Origin of the sequence: Mucilaginibacter sp. 22184, from assembly GCF_052045695.1 — a bacterium.
GTDB lineage: Bacteria > Bacteroidota > Bacteroidia > Sphingobacteriales > Sphingobacteriaceae > Mucilaginibacter.
Genome location: NZ_JBQEPI010000006.1, coordinates 1 through 22,846, shown reverse-complemented (window position 1 = coordinate 22,846; position 22,846 = coordinate 1). Strand labels below are relative to the sequence as shown.

General features: G+C 42.2%; 18 protein-coding genes. 14 read left to right on the top strand and 4 right to left on the bottom strand.

Annotated elements, in window-relative coordinates:
• The first annotated feature begins 79 nt into the window (after positions 1 to 79).
• The 4 genes from ACTJKG_RS14145 to ACTJKG_RS14130 all read left to right on the top strand — a co-directional run bounded on the left by ACTJKG_RS14145 (position 80) and on the right by ACTJKG_RS14130 (position 5,087).
• A complete protein-coding gene (locus ACTJKG_RS14145) occupies positions 80 to 424 on the top strand; it encodes a winged helix-turn-helix transcriptional regulator (RefSeq protein WP_440739584.1) in 345 nt (114 codons plus the stop codon).
• Between the two features lie 30 nt (positions 425 to 454).
• Positions 455 to 1,384 (top strand): AraC family transcriptional regulator, encoded by a 930-nt coding sequence (locus ACTJKG_RS14140; protein ID WP_440739583.1) that lies wholly within the window; start codon positions 455 to 457, stop codon positions 1,382 to 1,384.
• Between the two features lie 74 nt (positions 1,385 to 1,458).
• Positions 1,459 to 2,781, top strand: a complete 1,323-nt coding sequence (locus tag ACTJKG_RS14135; protein WP_440739582.1) for an amidohydrolase family protein — start codon at positions 1,459 to 1,461, stop codon at positions 2,779 to 2,781.
• Between the two features lie 986 nt (positions 2,782 to 3,767).
• A complete protein-coding gene (locus ACTJKG_RS14130) occupies positions 3,768 to 5,087 on the top strand; it encodes a phage integrase SAM-like domain-containing protein (protein ID WP_440739581.1) in 1,320 nt (439 codons plus the stop codon).
• A 148-nt stretch (positions 5,088 to 5,235) separates the two neighbouring features.
• Here ACTJKG_RS14130 and ACTJKG_RS14125 read toward each other — a convergent pair whose 3' ends face one another.
• Positions 5,236 to 5,823 carry an RNA polymerase sigma-70 factor gene (locus ACTJKG_RS14125; RefSeq protein WP_440739580.1) on the bottom strand — a complete coding sequence of 196 codons (588 nt, stop codon included), beginning with the start codon at positions 5,821 to 5,823 and terminating at the stop codon, positions 5,236 to 5,238.
• A 149-nt stretch (positions 5,824 to 5,972) separates the two neighbouring features.
• Here ACTJKG_RS14125 and ACTJKG_RS14120 point away from each other — a divergent pair, with 149 nt between their 5' ends.
• From ACTJKG_RS14120 to ACTJKG_RS14105, 4 genes are all read left to right on the top strand, one after another.
• On the top strand, positions 5,973 to 7,127 hold the full coding sequence (locus tag ACTJKG_RS14120; protein ID WP_440739579.1) for a FecR family protein: 1,155 nt from the start codon (positions 5,973 to 5,975) through the stop codon (positions 7,125 to 7,127).
• A 131-nt stretch (positions 7,128 to 7,258) separates the two neighbouring features.
• The gene (locus ACTJKG_RS14115) at positions 7,259 to 10,618 is read left to right on the top strand and encodes a TonB-dependent receptor (RefSeq protein ID WP_440739578.1); all 3,360 of its coding nucleotides are present in this window, start codon (positions 7,259 to 7,261) and stop codon (positions 10,616 to 10,618) included.
• Positions 10,619 to 10,645: 27 nt separating this feature from the next.
• A complete protein-coding gene (locus ACTJKG_RS14110) occupies positions 10,646 to 12,109 on the top strand; it encodes a RagB/SusD family nutrient uptake outer membrane protein (protein ID WP_440739577.1) in 1,464 nt (487 codons plus the stop codon).
• Positions 12,110 to 12,446: 337 nt separating this feature from the next.
• Positions 12,447 to 15,395, top strand: a complete 2,949-nt coding sequence (locus ACTJKG_RS14105; protein ID WP_440739576.1) for a discoidin domain-containing protein — start codon at positions 12,447 to 12,449, stop codon at positions 15,393 to 15,395.
• Between the two features lie 261 nt (positions 15,396 to 15,656).
• Here the strand turns inward: ACTJKG_RS14105 and ACTJKG_RS14100 are convergent, their stop codons facing one another.
• Positions 15,657 to 15,791: a hypothetical protein gene (locus ACTJKG_RS14100; protein WP_440739575.1), complete on the bottom strand. Its 135-nt coding sequence runs from the start codon at positions 15,789 to 15,791 to the stop codon at positions 15,657 to 15,659.
• 225 nt (positions 15,792 to 16,016) lie between these two features.
• Between ACTJKG_RS14100 and ACTJKG_RS14095 the strand changes: the two genes are divergently transcribed.
• Both ACTJKG_RS14095 and ACTJKG_RS14090 read left to right on the top strand, forming a co-directional pair.
• Entirely contained in the window at positions 16,017 to 16,823 is an 807-nt protein-coding gene (locus ACTJKG_RS14095) for a hypothetical protein (protein WP_440739574.1), read from the top strand.
• A 444-nt stretch (positions 16,824 to 17,267) separates the two neighbouring features.
• Positions 17,268 to 17,642 (top strand): DoxX family protein, encoded by a 375-nt coding sequence (locus ACTJKG_RS14090; RefSeq protein WP_440739573.1) that lies wholly within the window; start codon positions 17,268 to 17,270, stop codon positions 17,640 to 17,642.
• Positions 17,643 to 17,734: 92 nt separating this feature from the next.
• On the opposite strand, the gene ACTJKG_RS14085 is transcribed toward ACTJKG_RS14090, so the two are convergent.
• The gene (locus ACTJKG_RS14085; protein ID WP_440739572.1) at positions 17,735 to 18,319 is read right to left on the bottom strand and encodes a Crp/Fnr family transcriptional regulator; all 585 of its coding nucleotides are present in this window, start codon (positions 18,317 to 18,319) and stop codon (positions 17,735 to 17,737) included.
• Positions 18,320 to 18,679: 360 nt separating this feature from the next.
• On the opposite strand from ACTJKG_RS14085, the gene ACTJKG_RS14080 reads away from it, so the two are divergent.
• Genes ACTJKG_RS14080 through ACTJKG_RS14065 form a run of 4 tightly spaced genes read left to right on the top strand, consistent with a single transcriptional unit; the run spans position 18,680 to position 22,092 of the window.
• Complete coding sequence (locus ACTJKG_RS14080; RefSeq protein ID WP_440739571.1) at positions 18,680 to 19,420, top strand: SDR family oxidoreductase; 741 nt, start codon at positions 18,680 to 18,682, stop codon at positions 19,418 to 19,420.
• 29 nt (positions 19,421 to 19,449) lie between these two features.
• Positions 19,450 to 20,316, top strand: coding sequence for an NmrA family NAD(P)-binding protein (locus ACTJKG_RS14075; protein WP_440739570.1), 867 nt, complete (start codon positions 19,450 to 19,452; stop codon positions 20,314 to 20,316).
• A gap of 5 nt (positions 20,317 to 20,321) precedes the next feature.
• Positions 20,322 to 21,509 (top strand): MFS transporter, encoded by a 1,188-nt coding sequence (locus ACTJKG_RS14070; RefSeq protein ID WP_440739569.1) that lies wholly within the window; start codon positions 20,322 to 20,324, stop codon positions 21,507 to 21,509.
• A 25-nt stretch (positions 21,510 to 21,534) separates the two neighbouring features.
• Complete coding sequence (locus ACTJKG_RS14065; RefSeq protein ID WP_440739568.1) at positions 21,535 to 22,092, top strand: YbhB/YbcL family Raf kinase inhibitor-like protein; 558 nt, start codon at positions 21,535 to 21,537, stop codon at positions 22,090 to 22,092.
• Between the two features lie 331 nt (positions 22,093 to 22,423).
• Here the strand turns inward: ACTJKG_RS14065 and ACTJKG_RS14060 are convergent.
• Positions 22,424 to 22,846, bottom strand: a 423-nt coding sequence (locus ACTJKG_RS14060; protein WP_440739567.1) for a helix-turn-helix domain-containing protein, incomplete at its 5' end; no start/stop codon positions are given.

Sequence of the window (22,846 nt, the reverse complement as noted above, 5' to 3'; positions counted from 1 at the left end):
TGCCTGACAATCCCGGAATAATTATTCCCTATAGGAGCAGGCCGAAAAGATCGGTAATTTTGCATTTAATCAGGATGATATGTATGAAAGGAAGATTCCGCTGACATTGGGATGCGGATTTGAACTGGTCCGGCAAGTGGTGAATGGTAAATGGAAGTTTATGCTGCTATATTGCCTGCATGAGGGCATTACACGCCCAAGCGCGATGGAGCGGGCTTTGCCCGGTATCAGCCGGAGAGTGATCAATATTCAGTTGAATCAACTGATCGGCCACGGTTTGGTTAGCAAACAAGATTACGAAGAGATGCCGCCGCGGGTGGAATATTTTCTTACAGATCTGGGAAAAAGCCTCATTCCATTTATTATCGACCTGGGGACCTGGGGCGAGGAACATAAAGGAACCTTACAATTAAATATTGTCTGAATTCCATTACAGCCGCCATTACTTATAGCTATGGAACACCAGAAAACATTTCGGATAAAAAACTTGCGGGAGGCTTATTTCACCGGCGAGCACAAGCAAATGCTTCTTGAAAATGAGCGGCTTAGGGGCATTTCGGTGATCCGCACGGACGATCATTTCCGGAGTTGTAAAAATGCCGTAGAACCTCATGTTTTAGAAAACTACCTGGTATGCCTTATCCGTAAAGGAGCTGGAATCTACAACTTCGGCGCTGAAGTATTTCATTTAAAAGAAAATACACTTTGCCTGATCCCACCGCTTACCCTAACTTCGTGGCATTCTCAAACAGTTTATCAAGAGGGTTTTTGCTGTACTTTCTCCGAGGACTTTTTTACCACGGGTCAGGAGAATAAAAGCTGGCTCAGCCAGACAGGCTTAGCTGGCAACCTGGTCATTTCCCTGACTGCAGAGCAAATGGCTTATTTTTCCGGACTGATGGAAGAAATGCTTGCAGAAATGCAGACGCCATCCGGCGTTGACGTTGAATTGATAAGGGTTCAGCTGCACCTATTAATTCGGAAAGCGGTGGCACTTTATCCGGACACGTCCAAACATATCCGGCCCAAAAGCAACGCGGCTGTTGTCTTGGCTAATGATTTCGTCAAGCATTGCAGGGGAGATTTTGAACAACTATTGAATGGGGAAATACAGCGTTTACCTTCGCTGAACACTTATGCCGCGCGGCTGAATGTAACCCCTAATCACCTGAATGACATGGTCAGGCTCATCATGGGTAAATCTGTCGGGCAGTTTCTTCACCAGGAGCTGGCTGCGCACGCGACTAACCTGCTGCAACAGACCCAATGGCGGGTGGGGGAGATCGCGGACCGTTTAGGATTTAACGACCTGTCCTATTTTACGCGCTTTTATAAAAAACAACTGCAAACGACGCCCTCCAAGGTCCGGGGACAAAATCCGTAGATTGTACCAAAAATTCCGTAGGGCGTGTTAAAGGGTTCTCGCTGAACGGTATAATTTTGTTAAAAAATTATATTATGTCTATATCGAACCAGCGAATTTTAATTAAAGGAGCGACCATCCTTTCCATGGACAAGAACATCGGCAACCTTCCTTCGGGCGATGTCTTAATTGAAGGCACCAAGATCAAAGCTGTTGAAACCGAAATAAATATCGAAAATGCGCAAGTTATCCAAGCGGAGGGCATGATCCTTTCACCCGGTTTTACCGATGCCCACCGTCATGCCTGGCAGGGTAGTTTGCGCCGCCTGATGCCAGACGTCAGCGATCTGATGAGCTACGTAGAAGAAATACATTTCGGGCTTGCCCTGTATTATCGTCCCGAAGATATTCATATCGGTAATTTACTGACCGCGTGGAGCGCCATAGACTATGGGATCACCGGGATGATCGACGCCTCCCACAACACCCGTAGTTATGAGCACGCCGAGGCTGCGCTGGATGCTTTGGAAGCAACGGGCATCCGGGCGCTCTATGCACCGGCATTTCCGCTTGGCGGAGAATGGGAACAATCATTTTGGCCGGCAGGTCTAGAACGCTTACACAAGAAAAGGTTTTCTTCAGAAGGGCTGATCAAAATGGGTGTTTTTACCCATATCAGCACGAATGGCTGGGACGTGGCACGTCACCTGGGTGTTCCGATGATCACCGAATTCCTAGGTAAAGAACTATCTGCTTCTTTGAAAGGCCTGCAAGCGGAAGGCAAACTTGGGCCGGATAATATCTTTAATCACTGTACCGGCTTAACACCTGAAGCATGGAAGATCATGGCCGATTGCGGTGTTAAGGTCACGGTCGACCCTCGTTCGGATGCCCAATATGGGCTGGAAGAAGGAGTTTTCGCCTATCAGCATGCTATCGACCACGGGATGCGTCCCGGTATCGGTACTGACCTAGAGACCGCCTATGGCGGGGATATGTTTACGGAAATGCGTGTAGCATTTGCCTTGCAAAGGGCATTTGCGCAAAATCGAAAATATAACGGCGATGCTAAGGCTCCGGCGCCGGTGACCTCCAAAGCCTTGCTGGAAGCTGCTACGCTCCACGGGGCCGAGATCGCCGGCTTTGGCCAAGTCGCAGGCAGTATCACACCAGGTAAAGCCGCTGACCTCATTCTGATCGATACGAATGCGATCAACTTGTTTCCATCCAATGACGCCATTGGTACCGTGGTGCATGCAGCCGACAGGAGCAACGTGGATACAGTCATGGTGAATGGGAAAATCCTCAAATCTGATGGAAAACTGATCGGTGCCGATTTGGATTATTTAAAGGAAAGAGCACAATCATCTGTGCAATATTTACTAGAAAAACAAAACGATTTCAATCGAGTGAAGTAATTGGAAACACAGTTTTCAAATAACTTTACAGAATTTTTAGAGCTGGGTTCCAATTTTTAAATAAATCAAATAGAGAGTCAACCCAATAAATAGGCGTGTGATCGAATTGGTAAGAGGTAGGTTTCTCAAAGTTAGCTTCGATATCAACTCATTAACTAAAACTAACTTAAATTAATGACTTACAATAATTTATATTTAAAATGACTGTGCATAGCTACAGCCTTTTGATTCATGAAATAACAATTAATCCGACTTATCTTTTGTTAATTTTTTAAGGACGCCTGCCACCGTAATATTGCTTTCTGTTTGATTAAGCTGTTAAGGGGACATCATCTGAAGGTTAAACAATAAATCAGTGAGCAATGAAAAGCGGTTTTAATGTTATTTATTTAGTCGGCCCCACCTGCGATAAACTCAATTTAGGATAGGAGAGGGAGAGTTCCGAACTATGCCCTTGAGCATCTGGTGTTCAATTCATTACTTAATTTGACTGGTTTAACTCCACGAATTACGCAGTCTATTTTATTTTATACATATATGCCCTTTAATCCAAATAAGCGAGAGCTTTTATGAACGCCAATGAAATTGTTATTTATTTTAGTTAGCGGTAGGGTAGAGGACCGTCCATTCTAATCATAATTGTCATGTAAGTTCTTAACCTAAGACTAAAGATTTATTTATTCTAAAGTAAAAAAATTACCACCACCGCATATTCAGAGAAGTGAGTTCTGTAATCCGGTATTTGTAAAGAGTAGAAGACTCATAATCTTTTGGTCCCTGGTTCGAGCCCAGGTGGGCGCACTGAGTAAAAACCCGCTTTCTGATAAGATGAGCGGGTTTTTTTGTCTTACACATGCGGGTTAGGATCACCTGCGGCACCGTGGCTGTTACATATTTGTTACGGGATTTACATAGTTTTTTGTTGAACTTGACGCCCCCATGTAACAAATACGTAACGGGATATGGCGTCATAATTAATGTAAATTATGGCTACGACCGTAAGTGCAAGAATTTATTCGCACCATGAAAAGAGCGATGGTACTTTCAATGTTAAGTATGTTGTGTATCACAAAGGAGAAAGAAAGTTTATTGATTCTCCCCATTTTGTCTCAAAAAGACAAATAACTAAAGATTTCGAGATCAAGGACAAGTTTGTTTTGCGTTGGCTTGACGAAGCGCTTGACGATTGTCGGGTACTGATCAGCACGATTAATTCACGACTTGATTTCTTTACCTGTGAAGAGTTGCGTGACTATCTCAGAGACAGCAATAAGGATATTGACCTTATTGAGTTTGCTAATTCCCATATTGATTATCTTAAAGAAAATGACCGTGAGCCATACTCCAGGACATTTCGAAAAATAAGGAACAGCTTGGTAGATTATTTCGGAAGGTCACATGTTTCGATCAATGAAATTCATTCCAATATGCTATACATGTACGAACGCTTTCTGAAAGCTCCCCGTACAATATCCCGAATAAATCAATTAGGTAGATTAGTGACCACGACTGAGAAAGGACTTTCAAAAGGTGGTTTGCACGCACATATGCGTGATCTCCGCACCCTATTCAATGAAGCCAAGAGGAAATTTAATAACGATGAGCTTGGTATAATAAGGATAAAGCATTACCCGTTCACCAAGTATAAAGTTGGAACCCCTCCTGCAACTAAGGTTAGAAGTTTTGATATTGAAGAGGTAATACAAATCCGGGATTCAATAGTGCCTAAAGATACCCGAGTTGAATTGGCCAGGGATATGTTTATGTTATCCTTTTATCTCTGCGGAACAAACGCCGTGGATTTTTATCACGCCTCTGATGCAAACATCAAAGAAGGCAGGTTCGAATATAACAGATCAAAGACACAGGGGCGTAGACAAGATGAGGCATTTATAAGCATTAAGATCGTCGAAGAGGCGAAACCCTTATTAAATAAATATTTAGGTAAACTTAGTACACGGTATGGTGCCTATGATTATCTAGATTATGCCTTATATAAAGGCATGAAAGGTTTGCGAGAAATTACAGGACTCGATGAACTAACCCTGTATTGGGCTCGACACACGTTTGGAACTTTGGCCAGAAATGCTTGTCGAATGAGTGTTGATGATATCGGCGAAGCGTTAAATCATATCGACAATGGACACGCTACAACAGATATTTATCTGGCAAAAGATTGGGGCATTGTTGACGATGTTCAACATCAGGTCATTGAATTATTAAATTACCGCATTAATGACCCCCAAAATGTAATTGACTTAAATCCAGAAGATTCGAGAAAAGCAATGAGAATAGTTAGTGCATAGTCGTATCAATTAGTGCAAAGCGCAATAAGTCATGCGTCTTGTCATTTTCTTAATTGGATATGATTGGCAAGCTAGTGACCAAAGACAGAATTAAGATTTTTAATTCTGTCTTTACATTTTAATGTCTTTATTTATAACCGACAAAGTCTCACTTAAGGAACATGAACAATGTGAACGTTATTAAAGAAGCAATATTTTTGAACGCCAGGCGTAGATGCTTTAGCGCCATGGTGAGTTGATTTTCAACTGTCTTTTTTGAGATACCCAACCGATCTGCTATTTCTTGGTTTGATAAATTTTCAATCCGGCTTAGCATAAATATTTCATGACAGCGCTCGGGCAATTGGTTTAAATATTTATCCAGTTCGCTTCTTAGCTCCGCATCCTGTAACCGCAGCTCTCCGGTATTTTGTTCAGATGAATGATCATCCTCCGCTATATCGGCCTTAAAAACCAACGTAAGCTTTGTGCTTTTAGCTCGGCTGTACAACTGATAGCGAATCGCTGTTAACAGGAAGTTGGGAAACTTATTAATTTTAAGTTCTTTACGCCGGGTCCATAAACTCAAAAAAACATCGTGAACAATTTCAAGGCTGCTTTCTTCATCATTTAGCTGTCGGAAAGCGATTTTGTACATTCTCGCCCAATAACGGTTAAAGAGGATATCGAACGCAGCTCCGTTATCATTACGGATCTCATTCCACAGTTCAGAATCGCTCTTGAGGGCTTTAAACATACAATTGGTTTTATAAAAGTAGAAAAAAGTAATTATATGTCTCAGTAACATAAAAAAACAATAATTCTTTTACAATTCTATGGGTGTTCCCATCCTAAATACATACTATATAAATACAGACCTATTTTAAAGCTTATAAACTAACCATAATGCTCACCAAAGAAGAGTTTCTTTTCCTGTTTAAAAAGAATTTGTCGGGGGAATGTACGCCCGAAGAGATACGGTTATTGGAATCATACCAGGATAATATTGTAATGCCTGATGATAAATGGGAAGCTGATCTGGGCGATAAAAAGCGGGTTCGAGGTACCCTTAAAGGGATGCTGAAGGAAAGCATTCCAGAAAGGTCTGCCCGTCGATCATCGATCGGTGTATATAGGATGGCAGCCGCTATTATACTGCTTTTAGGTGTATGCATTATAATATGGAGGGGGCGACTATCTTCAATTCCTAAACAGCCGGATATGGAAGCTACATCGTCCAAAAAGATCCTTCCCGGTGGCAATAAAGCTTATTTAACGATGGCCAACGGGTCCGTAATCACCCTTAACGGACTTAAAAACGGAACGCTGGGTACACAAACCGGTATCCGCATCAATAAAGTGAAAGACGGCGTATTATCCTACGATAAGCAAACCGAAGGGCAAAAGGATGGTGCCGGTGAACTGGCTTATAACACCATCAACATCCCCCGCGGCGGACAATATCAACTAGTCTTATCTGACGGCACTAAGGTTTGGCTCAATTCGGCATCGTCATTAAAATACCCTGCCGCCTTTAGCGGTAAGGAACGCAAGGTTGAACTTGCTGGAGAAGCCTATTTTGAAGTAGCTAAAGATCGCACCAAACCATTTACGGTGGGTGTTAATGGTATGAGTGTACAGGTGTTGGGTACCCACTTTAATATAAATGCCTACAGTGATGAAAAGACCATCGAAACAACTTTACTGGAAGGCTCGGTGAAGTTGAGCAGTAACGGTAAACAGGCATTCTTAAAACCAGGTCAGCAGGGTAAGTTTAGTATCCAGCAAACCGCATTCAATATCAGCAATGTGGATGTTGAAGACGCGGTAGCTTGGAAAAACGGCTTTTTCGCTTTCAATAACGAAGATATTCAAACAATTATGAAAAGGATTTCGCGGTGGTATGACGTCGATGTTGTATTCCCCGAAAAATTTAAACGAAAAAACTTTGGAGGAACTGTATCCAGGTTTACAGACGTTGAGCAAGTGTTAAATTCGCTGGAGCTGACCGGTTCTGTTCACTTCAAAACCGAAGGAAGGAGGATAACTGTGATGCCATAATTACTTTTTTTATGAAGAAGACATCATGTTATCTTAAAAAACTAACCAGGGGAATTGGAGCTCCCCCGGCTAGTATAAGGTAACATAACCAATCGTTAGCAACAACCAATTATTCATTAACCTCAAATCAAATGTATAAAATTATTAATGCATTCGTATGCATGCGGCATGCCCGCGCCCTATTAAAACCGCTGCTCGTCATGAAACTCATCATCATATTACTGACTGCCTCCATTTTACAGGTTAGCGCCGCTACCTATGCCCAGCAGATCAGTATCAACGTTAAAGGAACTTCCTTACAGCAGGTTTTTAAAAAACTCAGAAAGCAAAGCGGCTACAACTTTTTGTATGATAGCGATATGTTGAACGATGCCCACCCGGTAAGCTTAAATCTTAATAATGCTACGCTAGATGACGTGCTTAAGGCATGTTTTGCCGGTCAGCCTTTAACCTATGTCATCAACCAAAATACGGTAATAGTGAGGTCGAAACCGGAGCCTGTTACTCAAACACCGAATGATGTTACAGTAAAAGGTAAAGTATTGGATGAAAAAGGCCTGCCTGTACCCGGTGTAAGCGTTAAAATTAAAGGCACAAGCACCGGCGCGGTTACCGATATAAACGGTAACTACACAGTGAAACTGCCTACGGGTAATGAAACCTTGGTATTTACCTTTATTGGCTATGCCCCGCAAGAGATTGTGGTTGCCGGCCGTACCCAACTGGATGTTACCCTCAAAGAAATGCAATCGGCCTTAAATGAGGTTGTAGTAGTAGGCTATGGTACACAGAAAAGGGCGGATGTGAACGGTGCCATCTCATCGGTAGGTGCAAGCAAACTGAAAGATCAGCCGGTAACCAACCTGCAAGGTGCTTTGGAAGGTAAAACATCTGGTGTGCAGATTATCCAAAACTCCGGCGCGCCAGGAGCTTCGGCCCAGGTGAGGATCCGCGGTTTAACTTCATTAAGCAATTCTGATCCTTTATATGTTGTTGACGGGATCCCGTTGGCATCAAACGATATTAACATCATCGATCCAAGCAATATCGAATCTATCGATATTTTAAAAGATGCTTCGGCGCAGGCCATCTATGGTTCGCGTGGTGCCAATGGCGTTGTGTTGATCAAAACTAAAAGAGGTAAAAAAGATAATTCGGTTATCTCGTTCGATACCTACCAGGGCGTATCAAATGTGCGTAAAACATTGGATATGCTAAACGCTTATGAGTATGCTCAATTAAACAACGAAGCTTACAAAAACGCGGGCCAGAACCTACAGCTACCTACCAACCTAACCCCATCATCGCCAACAACCGATTGGCAAAAAGAACTGTTCCGCGCTGCTTACATGCAAAACTATAACGTGGCCTTAAGCGGCGGCAGCCAAAATGTTACCTATCGCGTTAGCGGTGGCTATCTGAAACAGCAGGGAACCATTGTAGGTTCTGATTATAACAGGTTAAACATCTCGAACAATTTGGTTTTTACACCCAAATCAAATCTGGAGTTTGGTGAAAGCTTCGCCTTGAATAAATCGCTTACGCACAGCGTACAAACTGATTACAACGGCAACCTGATCAATGATGCTTTTGCCGAGGACCCAACCATCCCGGTTAAAAACGCCGATGGCAATTTCAGCGCGACTAAATTCTCTGATATAGTGAACCCGCTGGCAAAGATCTATTACCTGTATAACAACCGGGCATATAATCAGTGGGGATTGTTAGGCAACACCTATTTGCAATACAAGCCTATTAAAGGCCTGGTGCTGAAATCATCATACAGTATCGACCTTAAATTTGCCGATAACAAACAGTTTACGCCAACTTATGATGTAGCGCCTAACTTCAGGAACCCTAATCCTTCGCTTTATCAGCAAAAAGACCAAACCAACCACTGGACATGGGATAACACCGCCACTTACAACTTTACCGTGGGTAAAGATCACCACTTCGAGGCACTGGCAGGTGTATCTGAAGAGCGTTTTACGTATAACAACGTGTACGGCCAAAATCAGGGCCAGCCGGGTAATGATCCCTTTTTGCAATACCTTGATGCCGGTATCAGCAACCCGGTAACCGGCGGCAGCCAGCAACAATGGGATTTGTTATCGTACATCGGTCGTATTAACTACAACTATCAAAATAAATACTATTTAACGGCTACTTTGCGTCGTGATGGTTCATCAAAGTTTGGCGCCAATAACCAGTTTGGTAATTTTCCATCAATAGCTTTGGGTTGGAATTTAACCAACGAATCGTTCTTCCCTAAAAACAACGCGCTTAGTTATTTAAAGCTTCGTGGTAGCTGGGGTAAGCTGGGTAATCAATCGGTATTGGGGTATTATGATTATGCTGCCAATATCAATACAGGCTATTACGCTATCGGCCTTCCTGCTTCGGCACAGCCAACCGCAGGCCCTAATGGCTTGCCAAACCCGGACATCCGCTGGGAACAAACCAAACAATGGAACGCGGGTTTCGACTACCAGCTGTTTAATGGTAAGATCACAGGATCGTTTGATTATTATGAGAAAACAGCCCAGGATATGCTGCTGGTGCTGAACATTCCATCAATATCAGGTTTTACCCAAAGCCCACGTCAAAATGCCGGTTCGATGAAAAACTCGGGCTTTGAGTTTTCGGCAGATTATAATACCGAGATCACAAAAGATCTGCACTTTAACGCTGGCTTCCACTTTGCTACCGTTAAAAACAACGTGTTAAGTCTGGAGCAAACCGGAGAGAAAATTTACAGCGGAAATATTAAACCGGGTCAAACCGAGTTAACCGAGGTTGGTCACCCCATCGCCTCGTTTTACGGTTATGTAGCCGATGGTATTTTCCAAACTCCTGCCGATGTAACCAACCATGCTAAGCAGGCATCGGGCACAGCGCCGGGCGATATCAGGTTTAAAGATTTGAACGGCGATGGCGTGGTTGATCAAAACGACCAGACATATCTGGGTTCGCCAATTCCTAAATTAACTTACGGGTTTAACTTTGGTGCCAGCTACAAAGGTTTTGATCTTAACCTGGCCTTCTCGGGCGTGTATGGTAATAAGTTGCTTGCTGCATATAAATACTATACCAATGGTTTCTTTATCTCCAACTATAACATGGAAAAAGAAGCTTTGGGCCGCTGGACAGGTCCGGGTACCAGCAATACCCTGCCACGCCTAATAGCCAGCGATCCTAATAATAACTCGAGGGTATCCAGTTTTTACCTGCAAAGTGGCTCGTACCTGCGTTTGCAAAACCTCACTTTCGGTTATACGCTTCCGCAAAAGTTTTTGGAGCGCACAAAGATCAAATCGTTAAGGTTTTATTTCTCGGCCCAAAACCTGCTTACGTTCACCAAGTATACTGGTTATGATCCGGAGATCGGTCAGCAATACAGTGGTGCCGGCGGTAACCTGGATATGGGTATCGATAATGGTAACTATCCGCAAAGCCGTACGCTTTCGCTGGGCGCTAATCTGTCTTTTTAACCGATGTACAATTTAAAAGTTAATATCATGAAATCTAAATATATGATCCTCGGTGCCGTGTTGATGACCGGTTTAGGAGGATGTAAGAAATTTTTGAACGAAACACCAACCGCGCATCTCTCAACATCAAGTTTTTACAAGACCAGCGATGACGCCGTAAGAGCGGTTACCGATGCCTACAGGCTGATGAAAGACCAGGCTTACGGTGGATATTCTCCATCATCATTCGGCGATATCATGTCTGACGATGCCAACAAAGGTGGCGGTGGTGCGTCAGACCAGGGTTTGATCCAACAGTTAAAGATCTTTACCGCCAAGGCCGATAACGGTTATGTATATAATGCCTGGAGGGATAACTTTAAAGGGATTTACCTGGCCAACCTGGTATTGCAAAAAGTACCGGCAATTGCCATGGATGATAACCTCAAAAAACGTGTTTTAGGTGAAGCCCAGTTTTTACGCGGCTATTATTACCTGCAACTGGTAAGGCTGTTCGGCAGGGTGCCACTAGTTACCACCCCGCTGGAAAATGGCGATTTTAACGTGAAACAGTCTGAATCTCCGCAAATACTGGCACAAATTGAAGCCGATGCAAACGCTGCCATCGGCTCGTTGCCAACCAAAAGCGATCAGGCCACAACCGATAGAGGCAGGGCAACCAAAGGCGCTGCTCAGGCGCTATTGCTGGAAACCTATATGTGGGAAAAGAAATGGACTGAAGCCCAGCAGTTGGGCGACCAGATCATTACTTCGGGCCAATACACCCTTGCGCCGGATGTAACCCAGATCTGGACACTGGCCGGAGAGTTTGGCCCTGAATCGATATTTGAGGTAAATAACGAAAATATTCCGGGTAAAGGCGTCGGTAACCTGCTGAATTTATTCGATGCGCCGAGGAATACCTGGGGCTATGGTTTTACCGTTCCGTCCGAATCGTTGGTGAAAGAATTTGAACCCGGCGACCCAAGGTTGCATGCTACCGCGATTTTTGATAAAGAAAAATTATCAGATGGTACCGTAGCCGATGGTTCAACCAGCGAAACTGGTTACTGGAACAAAAAATATTGGTTACCCACCAGCCAGATCCCTACTAATAACGGTGGCGGAGCCGGTGACGGCCCAACCAATGATCGGGTCTATGGCTTAGCCCAGGTCATGCTCTGGACGGCGGAAGCGGCCTTCCAAAACGGAAATGCTCTCCATGCAACTGAGTTGGTTAACCAGATCAGGGCTCGGGCCAGGCAAAGTGGAGGAAACACCGATAACTCTATTTTACCAGCTTACGGTACGGTTACCTTAGCTAATATTTATCATGAAATGCGTGTGGAGACCGCCCTCGGCGAGCATCGCCGTTTTTATGAATTGGTGCGCACCGGCAGGGCTGCTGCTTTGTTGCCCGGCTTTAAGGTTGGGGTTAATGAGCACGTGGCTATTCCACTAACAGAGATTCAGTTGAGCGGTGGGGTTTTAACGCAGAATCCGGGGTATTAAATTGGCCTTTAGACTTTTTAATTTATCTCTTAGGTAGAGCGAAAATAAGGGGAAAATCCGGGGTGTGTTCTTGCGTAGGTTAAACGACATGCGCCTAACACACCCCTCACCTCTCGAAAAAAGGTATAGCACATCGCTCAATTTTACCAATATCAAGATTTGCCATCACCTCATAAGAATATATCTCATATCGGGTTCTATCAGGTTCAATTACCTGTAGACAAAAACTTAAATTATCATTCAATATACTTGTTCCTAAGGCCAAGTAAATGTGCCTGTTTAACTTTTATCAGGTAGTGCCGGTACTTAGGTTTTCAACTTAAATTAATTAAAATTAATGATTAAACGCATTACATTAACCAGACTTTTAACTGTCATCGTTACATGTTTTAGTTCGATGGCCCATGCCCAAAGTAACGAGGTGTCTCTCAACAGCTCGGCCGGACAACAATGGAAAGTAAAACCACAGGCAGATGTTATCGACGCCTCACAAGTTAAGGATGCCGGATATAATACTTCCAACTGGGTTACAGCCATTGTGCCGGGAACAACCTTTGCATCGTACGTAGCAGCCGGTTTAGAGAAAGACCCCAACTTTGGCGATAATATTTACAAGGTTGATAAAGCCAAATACGATCGCAGTTTTTGGTACCGTACCGAATTTGGCATCCCCCCAAGCTATACCAAAAAAACTATCTGGCTTAACTTTAAAGGTGTAAACCGCAAGGCCGACATCTATCTTAACGGAACGTTGCTGGGTAGTCTTGACGGTTTTATGCAGCGCGGGCAGTATGACATAACCAGCCTGGTAAATCGTGCCGGTAAAAATGTGATCACAGCACTGGTTTATATCCCTAAACAGCCATTGGCTAATGTGGGCAGCCCCAACTACGTATCAAGCGCCGGCTGGGACTGGATGCCATATGTACCGGGCCTTAACTCGGGCATAACCGATAACGTTTTCCTAAGCAATACGGGCGATGTAACTATTAAAGATCCATGGATCCGTGCTAACCTGCCAACCAATGCCCGTGCAGATGTGTCGGTATCACTTGAGGTTAAAAACAACACTGCAAATCCACAGACCGCTATAATAAAAGGGGTAATTACGCCGGGAAATATTGAGTTTCAGAAAAAGGTTTATGTGGATGCTAATGGAACAACTGATGTTAAGCTGAACAAGCGCGACTTTGAGCAGCTCATGATCAATAGCCCTAAACTATGGTGGCCAAACGGTTATGGTGAACCAAACCTGTACAATTGCAAACTGAGCGTTAGTGTAGGCAATGAGGAATCGGATGTGAGGAACATCAAATTCGGGATTAAAAGATATAGCTATGATACCATTGGTCATGTATTGCATCTGGCCATCAACGGCACCAAAGTATTTATAAAAGGCGGCGACTGGGGCATGAGCGAATACCTGCTGCGCTGCCGCGGCGCCGAGTACGATTACAAGGTTAGGCTGCATAAAGAAATGAACTTCAACATGATTCGCAATTGGATAGGTTCAACTACTGATGAGGAGTTTTATGATGCCTGCGATAAATACGGCATTATGGTTTGGGATGATTTCTGGTTGAACGCCAATCCAAATCTCCCGGCAGACCTGACCGTGTTCAATGCCAACGCCATCGAAAAAATAAAACGCTTTAGAAACCATCCCGCTATTGCCGTGTGGTGCGCGGACAATGAAGGATGGCCTGAACAACCGCTAAGCGCCTGGTTAAAAGAAGACCTGGATACCTTTGATGGCAGCGACCGCTGGTACCAACCAAACTCGCACGCCGAAAACCTGACCGGCAGTGGCCCATGGGATGCTAAAGACCCGCGTTACTATTTCACTGCTTACCCAACAGGTTTGGGTGGCAACAAAGGCTGGGGCCTGCGTACCGAGTTGGGTTCAGCGGTGTTTGTAAATTTTGAAAGCTTCAAAAAATTTATGCCGAAAGAAAACTGGTGGCCGCGCAATGAAATGTGGGACCAGCACTTTTTTGGTCCGAAGGCCTTTAATGCAGGGCCGGATACTTACCAGGCCAGCATTACTAATGGTTACGGGGAGCCTAAGGGTATTGAAGATTTTTGCCGTAAAGCGCAGTTTGTAAGCCTGGAGAGTAATAAAGCCATGTTTGAAGGCTGGCAGGATGCCATGGGCGAAGACGCATCCGGTTTAATGACCTGGATGAGCCAGTCGGCCTACCCATCAATGGTATGGCAAACTTATGATTACTATTATGATCTGACTGGTGCCTACTGGGGCGTAAAAAAAGCCTGCGAGCCGCTGCACATTCAATGGAACCCGTTAACCAATGCTATTAAGGTTATTAACACTACTCGTAAGGATGCGGACGGGTTAACGGCTTCGGCAGATGTGTATAATCTGGATGGTACGTTAGTGAAACAATACAGTCAATCGAAGATAGTTGATGCCCCGGCCAACAGTTCGGGCGCGGCGTTTGTTCTTAAATTAAACCAATACAAGGTCGATCTGGCAAAAAACAAAAAGGTGGTAAGTTCATCTTCAACAAATGGAGATCCGTCGGCCATAAATGATGCCAACCCAGCCTCGCGTTGGGCCAGCCGCTATAGCGATGGCGAATGGGTGTATATCGATTTGGGTAAGGAAGAAGTTGTGAATGGTGTTGGCCTCACCTGGGAAGATGCCTATGCCAAAGCTTTCAAGATACAGGTATCAAACGATGCTAATCACTGGCACGATGTATACAGCACCACCGAAGGACGACAGGGAGAGCAAAAGATCACTTTTCCGGAGGTTAACGCCCGTTACGTAAAAATGCAGGGTGTTGAGCGTGCTACCTACTGGGGTTATTCGCTGTATAATTTTGAGGTTTATGAGGGCGATGTAGCCAGCGAAGGCTTATCGGCGGTACACTTTATTAAACTAAAACTTACTGATAATACCGGTAAGGTAATATCTGATAATTTTTACTGGAGAGGTAACAAGCGTAAAGATTATACTGCTTTAAATACCCTGCCAAAAGTTCATTTAAATGTTAATTATAAAACGGTTAAGGCCGATGGTAAATATTATATCACGGCACAGGTAACTAATCCTTCATCATCCAAGGGTGTAGCTTTCGGGGTGCGAGTGCAGGCGCTCAAGGCATCAACCGGGGAACAGATTTTGCCGGCTATCATGAGCGATAATTACTTCACTTTGTTCAAAAGCGATACCAAAACAATTAAGATTGAATTTGATCCTCACATTTTAGGTAATGATAGCATCAAATTATCTGTAGAAGCTTACAATGGTTTTGGCAAATAGAAATGTCCTTTTCATTAATAGGCTAATGATTCTTACTGGCAGTCGATTGAGCTAAACTGGCTGTTGATGGCGGCTTTTTTTATGATATCAGTACATAAAATCCCGTAAAGCCTGTTGACATAAGTTCAACAGGCTTTATATTTCGATTTTATTATAAGCTCATACTGATACGATTTGCAGACAACAAAGCCCCTTGCTGGGCTCTTGTCTTTCCGGTGTTTGGTCTAACTTTTTATCCAGCTTTTTTTCAGCCGGACTGCGCTAGTTAAATCCTGCATCTCTCTTGGCGGCTTCCACTTTTTTAGGTGTAGGGCCTTCTTTTTTTGCCTCGTATTTTAATTCAAGAGGCTGTTCCGATACAGATTTTCCTTCAACTTTTGATCCTCTTGTGCTCATGATTTTATATAATTAATGTTTCTTATGAGATAACAATCTTTACACCATTGCTTAGTTCTCAGAAAGAACCTTGAAACCACGAAAGGTCGTTTACATTTTTTCTCTTTTGAAATTCCTGGTAAGATATTTTTTATAATCTTGATTTGCAGACTTCAAAAGTTTCGACTTCCAGTATTGCATAATTGGTGTTGACCAAATTGAACATGCTGGTTAACTTAGCTGCTTATGAAACAGACCGAACAACTGGCACTTGATTTAAAAAGACTGCATAATCAAGGTGTAAACCTTGTTAATGCCATCCAAGTTGAGATATTTCCTGAAGAATTAGAGGCTCATTTTGTCAATAATCTTAAGAAGGATTTTGAGGTATTCAAAAAATCCCTACCAGTTTTTAGGAACACTTACCAGGCCTGGTATTCAGAAGCGCAGATAGTCATCAAAAGGCTTCTGCCATTGAGACTGAATGACTTCATCTCTTTATATGAAATCCCAAAAGCACGTAAGGAAGTAAAAAAAGAGAACTATACGATTGAGGATTATCTGCGAAATACTATTATAACTTCGGGGTTTGATAAAAAAATCATTGCTGGTCCGGGTGACGCCATACCATTGGTTCAGCAACAATTAAATATTCTTGACTCCGTCACTGCTCGCTTGGAAAGTACCATATCAGAGATTACCGAAATATTGCAGGCCGAACTGCTTGACAAAATCCTGGCCGCTGCCAAGGAACTTGCCAAAAGCGGATTGGCCCGTTCCGCCGGAGGTATTTGCAGTGCTATCATACAGCAACACATGGAAACTCTTCTGGTTAAATATGGGCTGAAGTTGGCAAAGAAATCGCCGGGATTAAAAGATTATAATGAAATCCTTCAAAAAGCAGAAGTCTATGATTTTGGAACGGGCCGCCAGATCCAATATCTTATTGACTTGAGGGATTTATGTGTCAAAACCACCAAAAAAGCCCCAACGATAACAGACATTGAGGAACTGCTTGCGGGCACTGAAAAAGTAATTAAGACCATTTACTAGTATAATCTGAATTGCGACTATATATAAACATTAATTCTTCAAGATCCCCTTTTCGCCGGGCTCCCATTTTAGTTACAACACCGTCCGTAACGGTTACTTACGCCTTTCGTAATGCGACGCCTTTGCTTCACAAAAGAAGTCAAAATGAAAAATAACGATTGTCGGTGTATTAATTGAATTATACAAAGTAACCGCTAGATTATTTCGGCTACGGGTTGGAAAGTAATCGTGAATAATCGGTACTTAACTTACTTTAATCGATAGATTATTAAGGATCAGCCGGAAAAGACCGTTTGTGCTGGTTAAATCGAATGTTTGACCAGTGTTATTCAAAAAAACTACGAACGTTTTTTGTCTCAATAGTAAATATTGCTATCATCGATGATACCACTATCCTTTGCTATAGTTCAACAATTGAATAGACTTGAGTAGTATTTTTGTATTATGAAAACAATTAAAATTATTTATTGGGTTAGCACTGTAATCGTTGCAATTATGATGATAAATTCTGCGATTATGTATGTGACTGTGCTTCAACTAAAGGAAACATTTATTCACCTTGGCTTTCCAAATTATTTCAGAATAGAACTTGCAGTTATGAAACTGATAGGATCAGTTATTTTGCTTTTACCTGTATGGAAAAACTTAAAAGAATGGACATATGCGGGATTTGCAATTACTTTTATATCTGCATTTATTGCACACTGCTCCGTTGGTGATCCAATTTTAAATAGAATAATGCCGATATTATTTCTATTGATTCTCGCCATTTCATACATAGCATACCATCGAAAGCTAGTATTAAATAGCAAAAAATAGCCGGATAAAAAAGACTGTTTTGAGCTTTACTTGGACCATCAATATTACAGCGGGATCATGATGCGATCTCTTATTTGCAAAAGCATTTTAATTTAAAATTTGATATTTTTCCTTATCCGGCTGAGTGATTGTTGTGCAATTCCTAGAAATGAAGCGATATCACTTAAAGGCACTTTTTGAATGATATCCGGCTGTAATGTTATAAACTTTAAATACCTGGTGGTTGCGATTTCTCCCATATAGCTATTCCGCTGCTGAATTTTATCAAGTAAAGCTTTTTGAGACAGATTTTCAATTAAACTCTTGAAGAATGGTAACTTTTCATACAAAAGGTGTAATCGCTCTTTTGAAAATACAAGCAGTTCCATATCAGTGGCTGCTACTATTGCCTCAGCAGAAGGCCGGTCAGAGGTAAAGCTGTCAATGATTGTACAAAGTTTATTCTCTTTGACAAAAAATAAAACCACTTCATTTCCTTTTTCATTTCTTGTGGTAATTTTCAAGATCCCACTGACAATAAAATATAACTCCTTGGCTTTTTTTCCTTCTTCCAGCAATATGTCTCCCGCCACAGCACTTTTTGTCCGAAGATAACTTCGAATTATCTCAAAATCCTCAATAGTGATGTCTTGGAAAGTCTTTAAATAGTTGTACAGTTTAAGTTGATTGTCTTCCATGTATTTTATCTATAGCGGTTTAGCGAACTAAGTATCGAAACTTTAACCAATTAATACTATCGAATTAATGTCTATTGTCAGGCGTCAGTTTACAATCTTTAAAATGAATTAAATATTTTAATTCTGCTTATTGTATACTTTAAAGATTTACGCAAAAGAAATGTTTTTGAACTACAATAAGGCTACCAATTTTAAATTTATTCCCGACCGTAAGCATCATCGAGCTGTTAAACCTGCTTCGGCATTTAAAAACTTGGCTTAAAATTTTTTTATAAAAAAAATTTGATTAAGATTCTTTTTACCATTTGTTAAATGGCCTGTTGATCATAACCAACAAATTTGCATAAAAATTATAGAGTTATGAACACTACAAATAAAACATTTTCATTAACAGGTAAACGGGTCGTGATTTTAGGCGGCACATCTGGTTTAGGATTGGCTACTGCCCATGCGGCAGCTGAAGACGGAGCTGAAGTCATAATCGTTTCAAGTAGTCAGCAACGCATTGACAGTGCACTGCAAACGCTTCCAAACAACAGTACCGGGTTTGCCGCAGATTTAAGTGACGAAGGAAACATTAAAAATTTGTTTGAGAAAATCGGTGCCTTTGACCACCTTGTATATACTGCAGGTGAGAATATTAGCCTGAGCATGATTGCGGATACTGAGATACCTAAAGCTCAGGAGTATTTCAAAATTCGCTTCTGGGGAGCCTACGCAGCGATCAAACACGGGGCACCTCACATTAATAAAGGCGGGTCGATTTGTTTAACAAGCGGAATCGCTAGTCAACGACCTGGTGCAGGTTGGTCTTTAGGCGCATGTATTTGTTCTGCTGTCGAAGGCCTTTGCCGTGCTATGGCTGTAGAACTTGCCCCTATACGGGTGAATGCCGTTCTTCCTGGCGTTATCAAAACAAATTTATGGAGCAGCATGACCGAAACCGACCGCAATGGCTTATTCGATTATGTCAGCAATTCTTTGCTTGTTAAGCGTGTTGGTGAAGCGGACGAAATTGCACAGACCTTCTTATTTATGATGAAGCAGACTTTTGCAACCGGACAGTGCTATGCGGTAGATGGTGGCGCATCATTAGTTTAACCATCTCTCATCTTATTAAATTATAATTTATGTATGTAATAACAGGTGTTACCGGTCACGTTGGCCGAGTAACTGCAGATATCTTATTAAAAAGGCAGAATCCATTAAGAGCCGTTGTACGAAGTGCCGCAAAAGGTACCGAATGGGCAACTCAAGGCGCAGAGGTTGCGATTGCAGACTTTTTTGATTTGGGGTCTCTTATTGAAGCTTTTACCGGCGCTGAAGGCTTATTTATTATGACGCCACCCGCTTTAGATTTAGACGCTGTCATTGAAAAACATCTTTTGATGCTGGACAACATCTTAAATGCAATTAAAGAAACCAAACCTCAAAAAATTGTTTATCTATCTTCCATAGGCGGACAATTAGAAACCGGCACTGGGGCTATCCGTAAATTATATGATATGGAACAGGCTCTGAAAAGCCTTGACATTCCTACAGTGGGAATAAGAGCCGGCTGGTTTATGGAAAATTTTGCCGGATTAATTCCTTCAGCAATTGAGTCAGGAATATTATTAAGCTTTTTAGATCCGACGGATTTGCAAATTCCCATGGTGGCTGTAAGTGACATTGGCAAGCTTGCCGCAGAGTTACTAACTCAAGATTGGAGCGGCCATCGAATTGTTGAATTGGAAGGTCCGTGTCGCTATTCAGCAGACGATGTTGCCTCAAGTTTAAGCTATTATACAGGACGCAAAATATCCGCTGAACCAATTCCTTCAATAAATTACGAAAATATGTATTTATCATTCGGATTTACCCCGGATGCATCCAGATTAATGGCGGAAATGAATATCGGGTTCAATAAAAAATGGATTGTTTTTGAAGAACAAAATGTTGAGCATATTTCCGGCGAGATATTATTGGAAGACCTGTTGAAGACGTATATTAAATAATCTTCATGGAAACTTTTACCGGAAGTGGTCCAAATAAAACGCTGCTAATCATATTAGGACTGGCAGCGTTTCTAGTCTTATTTCAAGCTTACCTTATTGCACCCCTAATCCCTGTGCTTACCCATGATTTCAAAAGCACTGATGGAATAACCGGACTGGCAGTGCCAGCCTATACTATTCCCTATGGTTTGTCGACGTTATTTTATGGACCTTTATCTGATCGTTTCGGCCGCAAACCAATTTTGCTAATATTATTTGCGTTGATGGCCTTATCGACGGTAATCATTGCTGTCTCCCAATCAGTCCAGATATTCCTGTTAATTCGAGTGTTAACCGGAATAACGACGGGAGGTATTGTGCCAATATCTATCGCTTTGTTAGGAGATATCTATCCGTATGCCCAAAGGGGAAAGGCCCTTGGGGTACTTTATGGCGCAATGGCCGGAGGCATGACTTTCGGATCGACATTGGGTGCCTATCTTAATCCAGTGATTGGATGGCGGGCTGAATTTATAGTCACAGGCGGTATATGTTTTATGCTCTTTTTATGGACAGCTGTTAAACATAACATTTTTCCGGAGAAACAGGTCATTATGAAGGCGTCACTAAAGGATGTATTTGGGAATGCTAAAATGTTGATGCAACAGGTACAATCACGAACACTTTATTTATTCATTTTTCTTAATGGCATCTTTCATTCTGGTGTATTTGCATGGCTGGGCTATTTTTTTAAACTAAAGTATGATCTTAGCGATCAGGGAATAGGATTAGCATTATTAGGGTACGGCGTCCCTGGTATGATTCTTGGTATTTCTATTGGGAAGGCCGCTGATAAATACGGACGAAAAAAACTGATTCCAATAGGATTAGCCTTTGGCGCAGTGAGCGTTTTTCTCTTAGCGGTCAAGCTTTCACTTTTTATGGCAGCATTGGCGATAACCGTGTTGTCAATGGGTTATGACATGACTCAGCCATTATTTGCAGGAATGGTTACTACACTAGTCGATCAGTCTAAACGCGGGCAAGCGGTAGGTTTAAGTTCATGCATGTTGTTCGTCGGCTACGGCGTCGGTGCATTGATATTTCATTGGTTTATGACTTGGGGAATGAATGCCGCACTAATCGCATTTTCCATCATAGAAACTTTATTATTTTTTTCCTCACGTATACTTTTTAAATATCAGTGGAAATAATTTCTCAAAACCAAATTTTTAAAATATGATAACTGTTCAAATGAAAAATTTAATAATAATTTTTATTGCTGTTTGTTTAAACGGCCTTGTCGCAAACGCACAAAATTTTACACTTAAAAGCCATGAATTAAACGGGCAATTAACCGAAAAACAGTTTTTCAATGGGATGGGATTTACCGGCGGAAATCAGTCGCCAGAACTTTATTGGGAAAACCCTCCATCGGACACTAGAAGTTTTGCTATAACCATTTATGACATGGATGCGCCGACTGGTAGTGGTTTTTGGCACTGGGTTGTATTTAATATCCCTGCTAACATTCGGGAAATAAAATCAGGTGCAGGGGATTTAAAACAAAACCTTCTTCCTCCACAAGCGATTCAAAGCCTTACTGATTTGGGGACACCGGGTTTCACCGGTGCGGCACCAAATGAAGGGCCCGCTCATCGATATTTAATAACTGTTTATGCATTAAGTAAAGTACTTGAATTGACCAAAACAGCCACTCCGGCTTACGTCGGTTATAACCTTAACTTTTCAACAATTGCGCGGGCATCGCTAGTAGTATATGGTCAAAGACATTAAATTCCAATTGAATGGCTACCAGAAGATGGTGGCCATTTTTATTTGAGCTGAGCAGAGCTGAGCATAAATCTGATTTAACTGCAATAATTGGATAATAATTAATTTCTACAAGTTGATGTTAAGGCTGGTCGTTTTATGCAATATGGTTTAGCTGTAGGGCGGCATATGTCCATTACATGTCACAGATATTTGGCCCAAATTAAGCAAGATGAGTTTGCCACTATCAGTTATCAACATGCTTTTCGTTGAAAGCCACCATCAAGTTTTATGAAAGGAATACCACCAAATTATATTATAGATACAAGAATTGTCATTATTCGTGCATCCATTTTTAAGTAGCTGCATTTCTCTTTTGTGCTGCCAGTTCCGTTGGTGCCATCCCAAAACGTTTTTTAAAGGCATAAGAAAAATGAGGCAAAGTTTCAAAGCCAAGTTCCAGGTAAATTTCAGAAGGTTTTTTATTTTTTTTGTCCATCAGGAAGTAAGCTTCCTGCAAGCGTCGCTGCACCAACCAGCGGTTTGGCGTATTGTTAAATACTTGTTTGAAGTCCCGTTTAAATGCGGATAAGCTCCGCCCTGTTAAATAAGCTAACCGGCTGATCTGCACATTGAATTGATAATTGCGGTGCATAAACTGGATAAAACACATGAAAATGACCCTATCCGGCCAGATCAAAAAGGCCCCCTTCGCCAGTTGAAAGTGACCACGTTCGCCAAAGCAAAGTGACCCCTCTTCGCCACGTGAAAGTGACCC

Bases quoted from the DNA above. Each gene is read 5' to 3' on its own strand.
- ACTJKG_RS14145 (WP_440739584.1), top strand. From the start codon at position 80: ATGTATGAAAGGAAGATTCCGCTGACATTGGGATGCGGATTTGAACTG.
- ACTJKG_RS14140 (WP_440739583.1), top strand. From the start codon at position 455: ATGGAACACCAGAAAACATTTCGGATAAAAAACTTGCGGGAGGCTTAT.
- ACTJKG_RS14135 (WP_440739582.1), top strand. From the start codon at position 1,459: ATGTCTATATCGAACCAGCGAATTTTAATTAAAGGAGCGACCATCCTT.
- ACTJKG_RS14130 (WP_440739581.1), top strand. From the start codon at position 3,768: ATGGCTACGACCGTAAGTGCAAGAATTTATTCGCACCATGAAAAGAGC.
- ACTJKG_RS14125 (WP_440739580.1), bottom strand. From the start codon at position 5,823: ATGTTTAAAGCCCTCAAGAGCGATTCTGAACTGTGGAATGAGATCCGT.
- ACTJKG_RS14120 (WP_440739579.1), top strand. From the start codon at position 5,973: ATGCTCACCAAAGAAGAGTTTCTTTTCCTGTTTAAAAAGAATTTGTCG.
- ACTJKG_RS14115 (WP_440739578.1), top strand. From the start codon at position 7,259: ATGTATAAAATTATTAATGCATTCGTATGCATGCGGCATGCCCGCGCC.
- ACTJKG_RS14110 (WP_440739577.1), top strand. From the start codon at position 10,646: ATGAAATCTAAATATATGATCCTCGGTGCCGTGTTGATGACCGGTTTA.
- ACTJKG_RS14105 (WP_440739576.1), top strand. From the start codon at position 12,447: ATGATTAAACGCATTACATTAACCAGACTTTTAACTGTCATCGTTACA.
- ACTJKG_RS14100 (WP_440739575.1), bottom strand. From the start codon at position 15,791: ATGAGCACAAGAGGATCAAAAGTTGAAGGAAAATCTGTATCGGAACAG.
- ACTJKG_RS14095 (WP_440739574.1), top strand. From the start codon at position 16,017: ATGAAACAGACCGAACAACTGGCACTTGATTTAAAAAGACTGCATAAT.
- ACTJKG_RS14090 (WP_440739573.1), top strand. From the start codon at position 17,268: ATGAAAACAATTAAAATTATTTATTGGGTTAGCACTGTAATCGTTGCA.
- ACTJKG_RS14085 (WP_440739572.1), bottom strand. From the start codon at position 18,319: ATGGAAGACAATCAACTTAAACTGTACAACTATTTAAAGACTTTCCAA.
- ACTJKG_RS14080 (WP_440739571.1), top strand. From the start codon at position 18,680: ATGAACACTACAAATAAAACATTTTCATTAACAGGTAAACGGGTCGTG.
- ACTJKG_RS14075 (WP_440739570.1), top strand. From the start codon at position 19,450: ATGTATGTAATAACAGGTGTTACCGGTCACGTTGGCCGAGTAACTGCA.
- ACTJKG_RS14070 (WP_440739569.1), top strand. From the start codon at position 20,322: ATGGAAACTTTTACCGGAAGTGGTCCAAATAAAACGCTGCTAATCATA.
- ACTJKG_RS14065 (WP_440739568.1), top strand. From the start codon at position 21,535: ATGATAACTGTTCAAATGAAAAATTTAATAATAATTTTTATTGCTGTT.